The 15,149-nt window shown below is 44.8% G+C and carries 10 protein-coding genes; 5 read left to right on the forward strand and 5 right to left on the reverse strand.

What is annotated here, in order from left to right; translation table 11 throughout:
• Positions 1 to 2,388, reverse strand: a 2,388-nt coding sequence (locus tag AC3A14_RS04535) for a HEAT repeat domain-containing protein (RefSeq protein ID WP_487778916.1), incomplete at its 3' end; no start/stop codon positions are given.
• Positions 2,389 to 2,600: 212 nt separating this feature from the next.
• Between AC3A14_RS04535 and AC3A14_RS04540 the strand changes: the two genes are divergently transcribed.
• Complete coding sequence (locus tag AC3A14_RS04540; RefSeq protein WP_318702198.1) at positions 2,601 to 2,843, forward strand: hypothetical protein; 243 nt, start codon at positions 2,601 to 2,603, stop codon at positions 2,841 to 2,843.
• Positions 2,844 to 2,914: 71 nt separating this feature from the next.
• Here the strand turns inward: AC3A14_RS04540 and AC3A14_RS04545 are convergent, their stop codons facing one another.
• Complete coding sequence (locus tag AC3A14_RS04545) at positions 2,915 to 4,339, reverse strand: sensor histidine kinase (RefSeq protein ID WP_318734414.1); 1,425 nt, start codon at positions 4,337 to 4,339, stop codon at positions 2,915 to 2,917.
• Between the two features lie 199 nt (positions 4,340 to 4,538).
• Positions 4,539 to 5,360, reverse strand: coding sequence for an acyl-CoA desaturase (locus AC3A14_RS04550; protein ID WP_318734417.1), 822 nt, complete (start codon positions 5,358 to 5,360; stop codon positions 4,539 to 4,541).
• An 80-nt stretch (positions 5,361 to 5,440) separates the two neighbouring features.
• Here AC3A14_RS04550 and AC3A14_RS04555 point away from each other — a divergent pair, with 80 nt between their 5' ends.
• Positions 5,441 to 6,673 (forward strand): methionine gamma-lyase family protein, encoded by a 1,233-nt coding sequence (locus tag AC3A14_RS04555; protein ID WP_318734420.1) that lies wholly within the window; start codon positions 5,441 to 5,443, stop codon positions 6,671 to 6,673.
• Positions 6,674 to 6,726: 53 nt separating this feature from the next.
• On the opposite strand, the gene AC3A14_RS04560 is transcribed toward AC3A14_RS04555, so the two are convergent.
• Positions 6,727 to 9,108, reverse strand: a complete 2,382-nt coding sequence (locus AC3A14_RS04560) for a calcium-binding protein (protein WP_318734423.1) — start codon at positions 9,106 to 9,108, stop codon at positions 6,727 to 6,729.
• A 561-nt stretch (positions 9,109 to 9,669) separates the two neighbouring features.
• On the opposite strand from AC3A14_RS04560, the gene AC3A14_RS04565 reads away from it, so the two are divergent.
• Positions 9,670 to 12,657 carry an EAL domain-containing protein gene (locus tag AC3A14_RS04565; RefSeq protein WP_318734425.1) on the forward strand — a complete coding sequence of 996 codons (2,988 nt, stop codon included), beginning with the start codon at positions 9,670 to 9,672 and terminating at the stop codon, positions 12,655 to 12,657.
• On the opposite strand, the gene AC3A14_RS04570 is transcribed toward AC3A14_RS04565, so the two are convergent.
• On the reverse strand, positions 12,632 to 14,269 hold the full coding sequence (locus AC3A14_RS04570; RefSeq protein WP_318734427.1) for a Ppx/GppA phosphatase family protein: 1,638 nt from the start codon (positions 14,267 to 14,269) through the stop codon (positions 12,632 to 12,634). The two genes, AC3A14_RS04565 and AC3A14_RS04570, sit on opposite strands and share 26 nt — an antisense overlap.
• A 70-nt stretch (positions 14,270 to 14,339) precedes the next feature.
• Between AC3A14_RS04570 and AC3A14_RS04575 the strand changes: the two genes are divergently transcribed.
• Complete coding sequence (locus tag AC3A14_RS04575; RefSeq protein WP_318734430.1) at positions 14,340 to 14,648, forward strand: Dabb family protein; 309 nt, start codon at positions 14,340 to 14,342, stop codon at positions 14,646 to 14,648.
• Between the two features lie 74 nt (positions 14,649 to 14,722).
• Positions 14,723 to 15,149 (forward strand): DEAD/DEAH box helicase (locus AC3A14_RS04580; RefSeq protein ID WP_487778917.1); only part of this gene is annotated, 427 nt, incomplete at its 3' end.

Below are 15,149 nucleotides of genomic sequence, written 5' to 3' on the forward strand. Positions count from 1 at the left end.
AGCGATCACTTTGAGCAACGCCGCGATCGCCTCTGGGTTACCGGGTGCAATCTTCTCTAAACTCCATACCCCCTGCCTCCGGATCTCTTCATCCTCAGTGGTAGCGATCACTTTGAGCAACCCGGAGATCGCCTCTAGGTTACCGGGTGCAATCTTCTCTAAACTCAATACCGCCTGCCTCCGGGTCTCTTCATCCTCAGTGGTAGCGATCGCTTTGAGCAACCCGGAGATCGCTAACTCATTACCTGAAGATAGTGTTCCTAAAATATTTGAGAATTGATAGATTAGTTTTTCCTTACCTGAATAGCTTTGTAACCAATTCAGATAAGCGAGAATTTCCTGAATTAACATCTGCTCAGTTTCACTGATGTTAGAATAACTCGACAACTCTTGATTAACTTGTTTTTCCCAATCTTCACGATCAGTAAGCATGAGTTCAAGATTCTGGCTGAGAAATTGAATCACCTTATCCTGTTTTGTTTTGCCCAGAAAAGTTTGTGCTGTCTTCTCAATTGGCTGGAGATACGTTATCCATGCCTGACGATTAGCGTCAAAGTGTCCCAAAGCCCATTGGATGATCTGCTGAATAATTTGATCAACGAGCGAGTATTCTGTATCAAAGAATTGAGTAACAGCTTCAAAATCAGAATATTGTGCAATTCCTTCAGCCGCTAAAAAATAAGCGCGATACAAATACAACTGGTAACACCCATCATTAAAACTTACCAATGCCTCAATAAACTCCTCCTTCTTCTCCTCCTCTACATCCCCACGCCCTAAGCACAATAAAATCACCTCGCGCCAACGAGATTCAAAAATCCGATAGGGTTGGCTCGAAGGCTGTTCTGGCGAATGATCCGACGGCAGAAAAAAGTGCCAATCTGCCACCGCACAAGCGGCAAAATACTCCTGAAACGTCAAATGGAAAAAGGCATAAACTGGCTCATCTGTGCGAGTATCCCGATAAACCACATTCAACCAGCCCACATTTTTGGCTAACTCCACCCATTCCCCCAACACCTCATGCACCAACGATTCGAGCAACGGCACATTCTCCCTCATCCCCCGGAGCGCCAATTCTGCCAACTGTTGATTTAACTGCTGTTGCTGCACAAATGTCGTCGGAAACCGATCCTGTTTCCAAGCATAAATATTGCGGCAAAACTTCTCATATAAATCTGCCTTCGTTTCCGGAATCTCCCCCGGATTCAACCGCCAACTCTGACACAACAAAGACAACCGCAAGGGATTTCTCACCAAATCCAAAATCCGGGCACTTTCGGCTTCCTGCAACTTCTGCGCCAACTGTTTCCCTAACTCCGGTTCCTCCTCTCGCTCAAACCAAGCGGTAATAAACTGCTCCACCTGCTCCGGTTCAAAACATAACGTGCGATAGGTTTCAAAACCTTCTAATGTTGTCAGATTACTTTCCCAGACATTCAACCGACAACTCAACACCACCCGCGCTTGCTTCACCCATCCCGTCAATGACTTGCCAATCTCTACCACGGGATTAGCCGCAGACATTTCATCTGCACCATCCAACAATACCCACACCTTCTCTGTCTTAAACCACTCAATAAACTCATCCTTCTGTTCCGGTGTCGGCGGCAAAACCCCCAATTTTTCCTTTAACCATTTCTCCAGTAAAAACGCCTCCAGCGTCATCCCCTGCAACCGCGCCAAGGGTATCCAAATCGGATAACGTTCTGTCTTAATCAACTCCTGCCCAATCTGGTCTAACCAGGTCGTTTTTCCCGCCCCCAGTTCCCCAATAATCGCCAAATTTTTCCCGGCATTACCGATAACTTCCGCTAAAAATTTCTCGTGTTCGTAGCGCTCTTCGATCTCCTTTTCCGTTAGTTGATACTGCTGCATCCCCGCTTGTGCCACCGGCATCTCTTCCCCCGTCCGTCGCGGTTGCTGCTTGCGCTTCACCAATCCCAAGGGCACATAAACCTGCACTTCGTGACCCTTTTCCGTGGCACGCTTGCGCCGGGTTTTCTCCTCCCAGAAGGCGCGGGTACAGAGGTTTTTCCAGTTGATTCCCTCTTCAGGAGTTTCATGGTCTTTTTCCCATTCCGGAAACTTGACCGTCCATAACCAGTTATAGGCCTGCTCCCAAGGACTTCCACCTTTTTTAGCGCGTCCTTTCTTGCTGACAATTTCACAGCCATCTTGCTTTAAACGTTCACCAATATTCTGTAATTCATACTGGATTTTCTGTTCTCTGTTCAAATCGTCTTCAAAAGACAAGTGCAACTGATTATGAGGTTTATCAGCATTCGCCGGATCGAAACGAGCGAAGAAGACCTCACGCCGATCGCGATAAAACTTGTACTGGTCTGCGAGATATTCAAGAAACTGCTGTTGACGTTCTCTGTTCATTTTCCCAACAGTTGAGTTTTCTCCATTATATACCACTCGGCTCAGAAACCCGGTTTCTTGAAGAAACCGGGTTTCTACCTCCTAGACTGGGTTTCAGCCTAAATAGAAAAATCCTATTTGAATCCTATTTATCCCTAATTTTATTCCTATTTGGCTTTTCCTACCGTAATTTCAGCGCCGAAAAAACGTTGAACAATCAGGAGAAGAACGCAATGGAAAGCCAATATAAAAATCCCTTTCTCAATGCCGAACAACTCGCTAAAAATCGACAACGGGAAGCTCTGGAAAACCTGGGAACCAATTTTGTTGACCCCCATATTCAGCAACTGATGAGTGTTCCCAGTCACACCCCCACTATTCCGGCATATCCTGTTGTTGGCTTCGGGTGCGCTGCGGTTTGGTTGCTGGTGACGTTTGTCTGTTGCTGGATGATGGGGAAAATTTATGGAAAATAGCCCTCTCCTACAGAATTTGTAAGGTGTGCAGGAGAGGCGGAGATCGCGAAAAGTGCAAAGAAACCGGGTTTCTAATACCATGGTAAACTGATGGTAAAAATACTGCCTTCTCCCAATTTAGAAACGACGGTAACGCGCCCTCCCATGCCTTCGATGAGAGTTTTGACAATGGATAAGCCTAAGCCGGTTCCGCCGGTGGAACGGGCGCGAGCGTCGTCAACGCGGTAAAAGCGCTCGAAGATTCTGGCTTGATGGGCTAGGGGGATGCCTTCCCCGCGATCGCACACTTGCAGACAAACGCGATCGCTCTCTTTATCGAGTTTCAGAGTAATTACGGTGTCGGGGTCGGAATATTTGACGGCGTTATCGATTAAATTGAGCAAGACTTGCTTTAAGCGGTTGCGATCGCCTTTAATCTCCACCGGCCAATCCCCTAAATCCAGTTCTATACTACGGTTGCTATACTGTTGCGCCATATCGACGACTTCTAAAACTAAGTCGGTTAGGGATATCTTGTCGAGTTCAAAATGAATGTGCCCATTATCCGTCCGTGCCAGTTCCAACAAGTCTTGCAACAATTGAATGGTGCGATCGGCTTCTCCTGCTGCGGTTTCCAGGGCTTCCCGTTGAGGTTCGGTAAGATTTTTTCCTCGTCTTAGGGTACTTTGCAAATACCCATGAACAATGGTTAACGGGGTTCGTAACTCATGGGAAACATTGCTGACAAATTGCCGCTGATGTTCCCAAGATTCAGACAAGCGCGAGAGCATCAAATCTAAGGTATTAGTCAACTCTTGCAGTTCGGAAGGAGCCGGATCTAAGCTGAGGGAAACTTCCCCTAAATCTTGTGCCGAAATTTTAACTGCATATTCACTAATTTTACGCACCGGATCGAGCGATCGCCGAATATAGACCGCCATCATAATCACAATCAGGAGCAAGGCGAACACGCTCACCCCGATCAAATTTCTGAGCATCTCCAACAGCATTTGTTGCTCTGAGGTGATATCTTGAGCCAGATAGAGTTTACCCAAGTGTTGCTCATTGACCCTGAGTGGACCGGCACAGAGAACAAAATAGCGCCCTTTGTAGGGGTAGACTTCCGGTTGAATGGGAGCATTACTAATGTTGAGGAGATCGGCATTTTCGGGATAGAGCGATCGCAGGAGATTGGGCGATCGGGCAATAATTTCACCATCTGGAGCTTGAATCCACAAAAAAATATTTTCAGCGCTTACATCTTGAATCACCATTTCTAAGGTTTCACGCTGACTAAACCGTTGGCTATAAATCTTGATATCATTCGGTAAGCGTTCGGCAATGTATTCTATATTTTGTTTATGGGTTAAGACCAACTGTTGCTGCATTTTTAAGCCGGTGGCAATGGCAACCGATCCTAATCCAATCCCAGACACGATTGCCAGACCCAGGGTGAGACGAAATTGTAGCGAGTTAAACTTAAACTTAAATCGATGCCCTAAATTTTTAATTAACATGCTCTCATCTGTGCCAGTAACTTCCCCTCACCCCAACAGATTAAGTCGCAATTCTGAGAAAAGCCTGATAATGCTCTAAAGGAACCCTGAAGGTTTATTTATCGTGAATTATCCCTTGAAGTACGGCAAAGATATGAAACTTTAAAAATAATTAGGGTTGCTCAAAGGCAACCCTTCAATCCATTCGCTTGTTAATAAACTATTGACTGGATTTCGGTTCTAATTTAATGTTAGTGGCTAATCCCAACATCTCAAGCAGTCGAATTGTCATCCAAGTCATATCAAATTCCCACCATTGCAAACCATGGCGAGCTGAATATTGATAGGCGTGATGGTTATTGTGCCATCCTTCACCATAGGTAACGAGGGCAACCCACCAGCAATTTTTGGAGTGGTCATGGCTTTCATGGCTAACATAACCAAACTTATGAGTAGCACTGTTGACAAACCAAGTGCAATGGAAGACAACTGCTAAACGGACAAATATTCCCCAAACGACAAAAGGCCAACCGCCTAAGAAATACAAGAGGAGACCAAAGGCAACTTGGATCAGGACAAAATTCTTTTGTAAAAACTGGTAAACTGGGTCATCCCCAATATCTTTGGTAAACCGGGGGACTTCACTGCGTTTAGGAATAATATGTAAAAGCCATCCCATGTGACTCCACCAGAACCCAGCGTTAGAATCATGGGGATCGGCTTCAGTATCTGAATAAAGATGGTGCATCCGATGAAGTCCGACCCAATCAAGTACACCGCCTTGACAGGCTAAACTGCCGCAAAAAATGAGGAAGTATTCTAGCCATTTGGGGGCTTGGAAACTCCGATGGCTGACTAAACGGTGAAATCCTAGGGTAATGCCTAATCCACCGGTAATCCAGTGGAGGGCTAAGGCTAATGCTATCGCAGACCAACTAAAGTTACTGGGCAGGAAAGCAAACAAGGCCGCTAGGTGAATTAATAGGAAGTAGCTGACGTTGACCCAATCTAGGGGATGTTTATTGGTTGTGGCAACACTCATGCAGTAATCTCAATTTATAACAATGCAGGATATCCTGCTGTTTGGAACGATCGCGCCCCTTTACCCATTAGTAGAGAAAAATGAATCCCTTAGAACAGATCCAAGAGGCACAACATGCACTCGCCCCTATTTTTTCTAGCGTGGATGCTCGAATCAAGCACAATTTACGAAAAGTTTTGCAGGCTTTTCGATCGCAGAAAGTGGGGGTACATCATTTTTCTAGTGTAACGGGTTATGGTCATAATGACCTAGGGCGCGAAACCTTCGATCGCGTTTTGGCTGAGGTAATGGGAGCGGAACGGGCGATCGCCCGCGTGCAGTTGGTATCGGGAACCCATGCGATCGCCTGTGCCCTGTTTGGGGTATTGCGTCCGGGAGATGAACTACTCTCGGTTGCGGGCGCTCCCTATGACACCCTGGAGGAGGTAATTGGACTGCGGGGTGAAGGCTCTGGATCGCTCATTGAGTATGGGATTGAGTATCGTCAGTTGGAGTTAACGCCTCACGGTGAAATTGATTGGGAGGCTCTAGCGCAAGGGGTGAAACCACAGACGCGGATGGTGTTGATTCAGCGCTCTTGTGGCTATTCCTGGCGATCGAGTTTGTCCATTTCTGATATTGCCAAGATTGTCGAGAAGGTAAAGGCGCAAAATCCAGATACAGTCTGTTTTGTGGATAACTGTTATGGGGAATTTGTAGAAGAGCAGGAACCGACACAGGTGGGGGCAGATTTGATGGCGGGGTCTTTGATTAAGAATCCGGGGGGAACTTTGGTGACGGCGGGTGGGTATCTGGCCGGTCGTTCTGACCTCGTAGAGCAGGCTGCTTGCCGCTTGACAGCCCCTGGGGTTGGCAGTACGGGAGGTGCTACATTTGACCAGCATCGCCTGTTATATCAGGGTTTATTCTTGGCTCCGCAGATGGTGGGCGAGGCATTGAAGGGGAATTATTTGGTCGGGTATGTGTTCGATCGCCTGGGATATGCCGTGAATCCCGCTCCTTTGGCTCCCCGACGGGATTTGATTCAGGGCATTCGTTTGGGTTCACCTGAGAAATTAAAGGCATTTTGCCGGGCAATTCAGCAATTTTCCCCCGTAGGTTCCTATCTCGATCCGGTTCCGGGGGAAATGCCTGGATATGAGAGCGAGTTAGTAATGGCTGGGGGTACATTTATTGATGGGAGTACCTCCGAGTTGTCGGCAGATGGGCCGTTGCGGGAACCCTATGTGGTGTTTTGTCAGGGAGGAACCCATTGGACTCATGTGGCGATCGCCTTGGAAGCGGCGATCGCTGCATTAGAAACCTCGTTGTAAAAGCGAAAGTAGGGGCTTGCATATTTTTCGCCCCTACCCAACTAGCTTGGAACTTAAACTAATCCATTCGGCAGTTGAACCGAAACAAAGGTCAACTGTTGCAACGTAAACTGACCGGTCAGGACACCCAACACTTGGTTCGTTGCTGTAATGCTTAGAACGGTACTATTACCGTTGAGGGTTGCCGTTAGATCTGCGGGAGTCACGTTACCGGTTAAGCCAATAATATCAGCTCCAACCTGATAATCTTGGATGAGATCGGCTGTTGCCACGCTGGGACTTGCTGTACTGGTGCGGAGGACAAACAGATCGTTACCCGCTCCACCGAGTAAGGTATCTGTACCAACATCTCCACTCAGGACATCATTACCATCGCCACCAATGAGGGAGTCATTGCCCTGGCCGCCGAAGCTGGTATCGTTACCTGTACCACCAGAAACCGTATCATTGCCGCGATCGCCCATCAACGAATCATCACCCTCATCGCCATTGACGGTATCATTCCCTTGACCGCCAAATCCAGTATCATTACCGATACCACCCGAGATCCGATCGTTACCTGTATTGCCACTAACGAGATCGTTACCCGTATCACCCGTCATGACATCATCACTACCAAGACCATAAAGTTGATCGTTGCCATCCAAGCCTTGGACGCTATCACTACCCGTCCCTCCTATCAGAAAATCATCTCCTGAAGTTCCAGTAACCGCATTAACACCGGGAGTTGGGGTTGGTGTAGGACTTGGACTACTCGACGGAGGAGCCACTGGATCAGTAACGGGGCCAGAGGGGCTTGGACTGGGGCTTGGTCCAGGATTAGGGCCTGGGCCTGGATCTGGAGTTGGCGCTGGAGCTGGAGTTGGGAAAGCAGCCAGAATAGCTGTACTCGCCAAGCCGGCAACATCTTCAATCACACCAGCACCGCCAGCAGTACCCTCGGCGGTTGAGAAGTAGTTTTTGATCTCTAGATCGCTGGCCGCAGTGAAAGCCCCATCCTTATCAAGGTCAACGATCAAACTGGTAATATTATCTCCTGTACCACGGAAGACTCCTACCGCACCAGAAGCTAAAGCCATTCCTGTGTTGTTAATATTGTCAGCAGTTAGAGTCAGGTCTGTAAATTCCAGTTTATCCGAAGTACCTGCTGCATCATCAATCATGATGCCTACGCCAGTAGCCATAGTCAGAGTATAGGTATCATCCCCTCCAGCATCATTGAGTGCGGTTCCAACAGCATTATTGGTCGTTAACGTGTAAGTATCGTTGCCCGCGCCAGCATTGAGGGTGGTTACACTAGTATTCCCACCCGCAATGACATCCGCTTGTGCAGAACCCAGTACAACTTCAATATTACTGAAAGTGTAATTAATGGCACTCGTCTCATCTGTGGCCGTGCCTGCACTCAGATCGATAGTAAATCCAACAGTTGCTTGCGCAAAGGAGAGCCAGTCTGTATTCGCACCTCCATCAAAAGTAGAGCTAGTGGCATCTATTCCTGCGACTAGGGTATCATTACCAGCATCGCCAGAAACAGCGTTTTGACCGGCTCCACCGTCTAGATAATCGTTGCCGTCGCCACCATCGAGTTGGTCGCCATCTTCCTCTCCAAGTAGAGAATCATCACCCGTTCCCCCTTGAAGAGTATCGACTCCTGCTCCTCCCTTTAAAGTATCATTATCAGCACCACCGAGGATTGAATCATTTTCAGTTCCTCCTTCAAGACTATCAGTCCCTGCTTCTCCTTCTAGAGTATCGTTTCCTGTGCCTCCTAAGACAATGTCATTTCCGTCACCTCCTAGGATCGAATCATTACCATCTTCTCCATTAAGATAATCGTTTTCTGTGCCACCTGTAATTTGGTCATTTCCAGTGCCTCCTAATAAAGAGTCAGCACCAGCATCCCCTTGAATTGTATCATTTCCTGCATCTCCTCTTTGAGTATCATTTCCTGCTCCTCCAATTAAAGTATCTTCCTGTTCACCACCTACTAAGGAATCGTTACCATCCTTACCATCAAGAGTATCAACCCCTGTACCCCCTAATAGAGTATCATTACCTGCTCCTCCATCTAGACTATCAGGCCAGTGCCCCCCATCTAAAAGGTCATCTCCTTCTCCTCCCAGAAGGGTATCATCATTATCCCCTCCAGATAAAGTATCATTACCATTTTCTCCCTGGAGTTCATCGTTTTCAGTCCCCCCATCTAAAAGGTCATTTCCTTCTCCTCCTTTTAAGGTGTCATTACCTGCATCTCCAATCAGATTATCATCATTATCTCCTCCTTCAAGGCGATCATTATCTCGACCACCATTGAGAAAGTCATTTCCAGCCAACCCTTGTAGGGTGTCATTACCAAATAGCCCCGTAATCACGTCATTTTGGGCTGTTCCCTGTAAAAGCTCAGAGTTATTAGTTCCTTGGATGATTGCCATAATTTCTGTACTCCGGAGTATTTACTCAAGATAGAATTCTAGAAGACAAATGCTAAGTCAGCTAGTGATGGAAATGCAATACCTTAACCTAGCTTTTTCATGTTAGCTCTAGATTGCCGGGACTACAGACTCATTTATGTTAATTCCAGATTATTTTTTGCGTGGCGTGATAGATCAATAGGAAGGTCAAACACGAGATAATAGCAAATTTTGTGGAAGTTGGCTAGTTTAGTTATATAGAAGACAAGAAGTGTTTATTTTTTATCTGGGAGAAATCTATGTCAATACAAATTACCTAAGTGTTAATGCGTAAAAATCTCGTTTTCTGTGTATTTTTTAAAGCATTTATATTGATGCTAATAGACAGAAAAAGGAAAATCCTATGAATTAGCCCAAAATCATATCATGTGTAACAAAAAATGATAGTTCATATGAATTAGGATGAGAGTTTAAAGTCCAAAACTCAACGATTTTGGTGAGGCAATCAATGTACTTAGATGAGTTATGGAGAACTATCTTGCGAGCATTTTTCCCAGTAGTTTGAGGGGAAATTGTGGTTAGATGATGGTGGGATTGAAAGACGGTAAGCTAGATGGTGTAATGGTTATGAGTTCTATGTTACGGTTGTTGTGGATTATTGCGATCGCCTCCTGTCTCAGTATTATTACTCGATCTATCACTTTGAATAATCACGAGGTTGAGTGGAAAGCGACTCAGGAGAGAGAGCCATCTACCCAGTCAATTATACTGGAAAGTAGAAGCGATCGCTCCCTAAGCGGTCTGGTTGTATCAGGCGATCGGGGAATTCCCATTCTATTTTTTAGTTTAGGACTCACCAGTGTTGTTTTAATTAGCAAAACCTTGAACAGAACAAATAAAAACAATCTCTTCACTACCCCGAAAAACTTCTCCGATCGAGAAAACGAAGGTTTTAATCATATTTTATGGGAATCGAATCCAGCGTTTTTTGTAGCCATTGGGATAGATGGAAAGGTAAAAAAAATCAACAAATCGATGCTGGAAGTTTTAGGATATACAGCAGAAGAAGCGATGGGTTTAGATTACCTCTCTCACTTTGTCCCAGAAGCCGATCGTGCTGAATTATCGGTAATATTTGAACATCATTATCATTCCCTAGAACCCATCCATCATCAAAATCGCATATTAACTAAAGAAGGTCAAGAAATTTTAGTAGAATGGAATGGACGTTCTATCGCTAATCCAGAAACCGATCAAATCGAATATTTTGTTGGTCTAGGCATTGATATTACTGACCGTCAACGTCGCGAAACGGAAATTCATCTCCTTTATCAACTCACTCAAGCAGTTAGTGAATCCAAGAATTTCGATCGCGCTCTGGCAGTAACGATGGAACTCATTTGTGAAGCTACTCGTTGGGATATTGCTGAAGCTTGGATACCTTCTGCTCAAAAACAGGAGTTAGTCTGTAGTCGAGTCTGGTATCAACACAGTCAAATCTGTCCAGAAATATATCCAAAAATCCAATGTTTTCGAGCGGTCAGTGAGCAGATGGCTTTTCCACCTCATGTCGGTTTACCTGGACGAGTCTGGGGTTCACAAAAAACGGAATGGGTTTTTGATATCTCTCAAGAATCATGTGATTTGTTTTTCCGCAATAAAGTAGCAGCAGAATGTGGTATAAAATCAGGTTTAGGAGTTCCCATTTTAGCTAATCATCATATTTTGGCTGTGTTAGTCTTCTTCAGAAGATACTCTCAAGAAAAAGATCCTAAGTTGATGGAATTACTGGCTTCCGTAGCTATGCAACTTGGATCGATGCTTGAATTGAAGCAAGCTGAGGCAAAATATCGGAGTATTTTTGAGAATTCCATGGAAGGTATTTTTCAAACGACTCCTGAAGGAAAAATGATTGGTGCTAATCCAGCATTGGCTAAAATTTATGGGTATGAATCTGCTGAAGATTTGATGGATAGCATGGCAGATGTGGAGCATCAACTTTATGTTAATCCGGAGAGTCGAAAAGAATTCAAAATGTTGTTAGAAGAAAAAGAAGTACTCTCTCAGTTTGAAGCGGAAATTTATCGTCGGGATGGCAGCATTATTTGGATTTTGGAACGAGCAAGAGGGGTTAAAGATAACCAAGGAAATTTACTTTATTATGAGGGGTCTGTCGTTGATATTACAGAACAAAAACAGCAGGAAACAAGACTGCGCTATTATGCCTCCCATGATTCGTTGACAGGACTGATTAATCGGGCCTATTTTATCAAGGCTTTAGCTAAGGCTAATGCTCGATATCATGAAAATCCTAACTATCAATTTGCGGTTTTATTTATTGATTTAGATGGGTTTAAGAGTATTAATGATAGTATGGGGCATTGGGTGGGCGATTTGTTGTTGATTGCGATCGCCTGGACTCTACGACAGTGTATTAGCGAACATGACACCATTGCGCGATTAGGCGGGGATGAGTTTACGATTCTGGTGGAAAACCAGGATCGGCTACAAGATGTGATTGATATTGCTAATCACATTCACGAACATCTTGAACAACCTTTTAAGTTAGGGGGTCATGATTTGTTTATGCAGGCTAGTATTGGTATTGCTTATAACTTACCTGAGAATCAGGATGTGGATGATATCCTCCGCAATGCCGATATTGCCATGTATCGAGCTAAAAAACAAGGTAAAAATTGTACTGTTGTTTTTGATTGGACTATGCGTCAAGAAGCGATGGAGCGAATGCAGATCGAAACGGATCTGCGTTTACTACTCTATCCAGAAAATAAGAATAATGCACATCCAGGAGAATTTTATGTCTACTATCAACCCATTGTCGCCTTAGGAAGCGGTAAAATTATTAGTTTTGAATCTTTAATTCGATGGTATCATCCGGAGAGAGGATTTGTTTCTCCTGGAGTATTTATCCCCGTTGCTGAAGAATCGGGTTTAATTGGCGCTATTGGTGAATGGGTATTATTAGAAAGTTGTCGGCAATTAAAACAGTGGCACACCCAATTTAGGGATTTTTCCCACTTAAAGATGAGTGTGAATTTATCGAGTCGCCAATTAACGCCGAATTTATGCGATCGCATCGATTGTATTCTAGCTGAAGCGAATTTACCGGGCCAATACTTGAAGCTAGAGATTACGGAAACGGCTATCATGGAAGATCCTGAAAGTGCGATCGCCATTTTCCACGAACTAAAAAAGCGCAATATCGAACTCTCCATTGACGATTTTGGCACGGGATACTGTTCTTTAGCTTACTTACATCGTTTCCCTGTGGATACTCTGAAAGTAGATCGCTCTTTTGTGCAAAAAATAACCCAATGGGGAGAAAAGGCAGAAATTGTTCATACAATTATTTCTCTCGCGCACAGTTTAGGGATGGAAACTATTGCTGAAGGGATTGAAACCATCGATCAGATGCAGCAACTGTGCAGTTTAAACTGTACATTTGGTCAAGGCTACTTTTTTGCTAAACCCTTAGATGCGGAAAATATTACTCGATTATTGCAGGATAAAAAACGTTTTTCAGTTAACTCAAACCTGCACGTACTTTAATTCCATATTCTGATTCAAACACTTCTTTTTTATCATTAATACTCCAAAGTTCTAATTCGCAATTGTCATGGATATCGGCTGGCTGAAGTTTTAAATAAAACTCTTTTGTTGAAGGGTTATAATGACTACTAAAAGACTCGACTGCCCCAATTTGTCTGCGGTCTAAAGCAACGGCTAATCGTAAAAATGGGCTAACTTGACTCACTAACTGGCGATCGCTCTTATGCATCAAATTGGTATAGTTTTCATGCTTTTTCTTCGGGGCACTTTTCCGATGATATCGGGCGATATTGGCAATAATTTCTACTTCATTTTCTGTATATCCCAGTAATTCACCATGGCGAATTAAATAATAGGAATGCTTATGATGGGCTGCATGGGACACATAAACTCCACAGTTATGTAAAATTGTGGCTACATAGAGTAGTTCTCGTTCTGAGTTTCCCCAATAATGGAGAATTCCTTGGGTGCAATCAAACAGATGAACAGCAAAATTAGCCATACGCTGACTCGATTCTAAGTTCACCTGATATTTTTGGGCTACTTTGAGGACACTACGATAGCGGACTTGGCTTTGATATTCTAATTTATCGCCAATTAAACCATGAGTGAGCATCCAGTCTACAATGATACCTTCTCGTAGGGCACGCTCGCAAATAACTAAGGAATTGATACCCAATAAAATCATGGCTTCTTGGAGAACTAAAGCGCCTGCGATAATGATTTCTGAGCGTTTTTCCGACATTCCGGGAATTTGGGCGCGATCGCTCTCTGGCAGCTTACGCAAATGCTCAATAATCTCTTGTAAGTTTTTTAGCTTTAACTCATAACCGGTTAAGGGACTCGGTTCCATACCTAGCCGTTCCCAAGCATCAATACATGCTAAGGTTTCAATGGTTCCCGATGTGCCCACTAACCGGGGAATTTCGCCCCATTGAAGATAACTTTGTAGCTCTTCAACTGCCCGTTCTAAGCGTCCTCGAATATAGGCTTTGAGATAGTTAAATTCGCGATCGCTAATCGGATCGGTGGTAATAAATTCTGCTGTTAACCGGACGGCTCCCACCTTGGTGCTGCTCAGGGAGCGAGGTTCTTGTCCATCTCCTAAAATTAACTCCGTCGATCCCCCACCAATATCAATAATGGCATGGGGTAGACCTTGAAAGTCCATCCCAGAAAGGACTCCAAGATAAATTCGTCGTGCTTCTTCTTGTCCAGAAATCAGATTAATCTCTAACCCTAGTTCAGATTTAATCTGTTTGAGGAAATCTCGACCATTTGGGGATTCTCTTACAGCGCTGGTAGCAACAGCGACAATCTCATCCGCTTCGAGGCTTTTAGCAATCTGCAAAAAACGCCGAAAAGCAGCGATCGCCCTCTCCATTACCTCTACTTTCAGCTCCCCCGTTTTTGAGTCGCGATCGCCCAAACGAACTGTTTCCTTTTCCCGGTCAATAATGGTAAACGCGGGGAGTGTGGGATCGATCCGAACCACCACCATATGTACAGAATTGGTTCCCACGTCGATCGCCGCTAAAATCTGAGGCGTTTCGGGTGTCGGAAACGTAGGAGTCTGAATCAGGGTTGAGGAATCGACGAGCTGATTAACCATGATAATGCTTTCTTTAGCCTAAGCTTTACGATCCAGGGTATCTTTAAAAGGGACTTAATTGACCTCTCCTATGATCGAACATATCGTCTTGTTTCAATTTAAACCCGATGCCTCCCCCGAGAGCCTCTCAGCCGTCGTTAGCCGACTCAGGGAATTAAAAGGTAAAATCCCCCAAATTCTGGCATTATCTTGTGGCGAAAATTTCTGCGATCGCGCCCAAGGATTTACCCATGGATTAATTGCTCGTTTCCAAGACTCTGCCAGTCTACAAGCCTATCAAGATCATCCCGCCCATCAAGAAGTAGTACAAACGCTAATTAAGCCGATCGCCGTTAATATTTTAGCTATGGATTATGCAATTCCAGGGGATGGGGAATAGAGACGCGGGGACATGGGGACGCGGAGAAATAGTCCTCTTCCCGTGGTAGAGGGATCTAGAGAGAGGGCATTACCATGGAATTTGAACAAGTCCGGGCTTCATTTCAACACATCTGGGGATATGAGAATTTTCGCTATCCTCAAGGGGAAATTATTCAGACCTTATTGAGGCAAGAAGATGCCCTGGTTGTCATGCCTACTGGAGGCGGAAAATCCATTTGTTTTCAACTGCCTGCCCTCCTGAAAAGTGGAGTAACTTTAGTCATTTCTCCGTTAGTAGCACTGATGGAAAACCAAGTACAAGAACTGCGCCAACGGAACCTCAAAGCCGCTTCTATCCATAGCGAACAGCTCACGTATGTCCGGAAACAAGTCTTCCGACAGCTTGAAGAGCAGCAACTGAGATTACTCTATCTTTCTCCAGAAACCTTGCTCAGTCCCCCGGTTTGGGATCGACTGTGTTTACCCAAACTTAAGATTAATGGACTCATTTTAGATGAAG

This window comes from Roseofilum sp. (genome assembly GCF_982964205.1).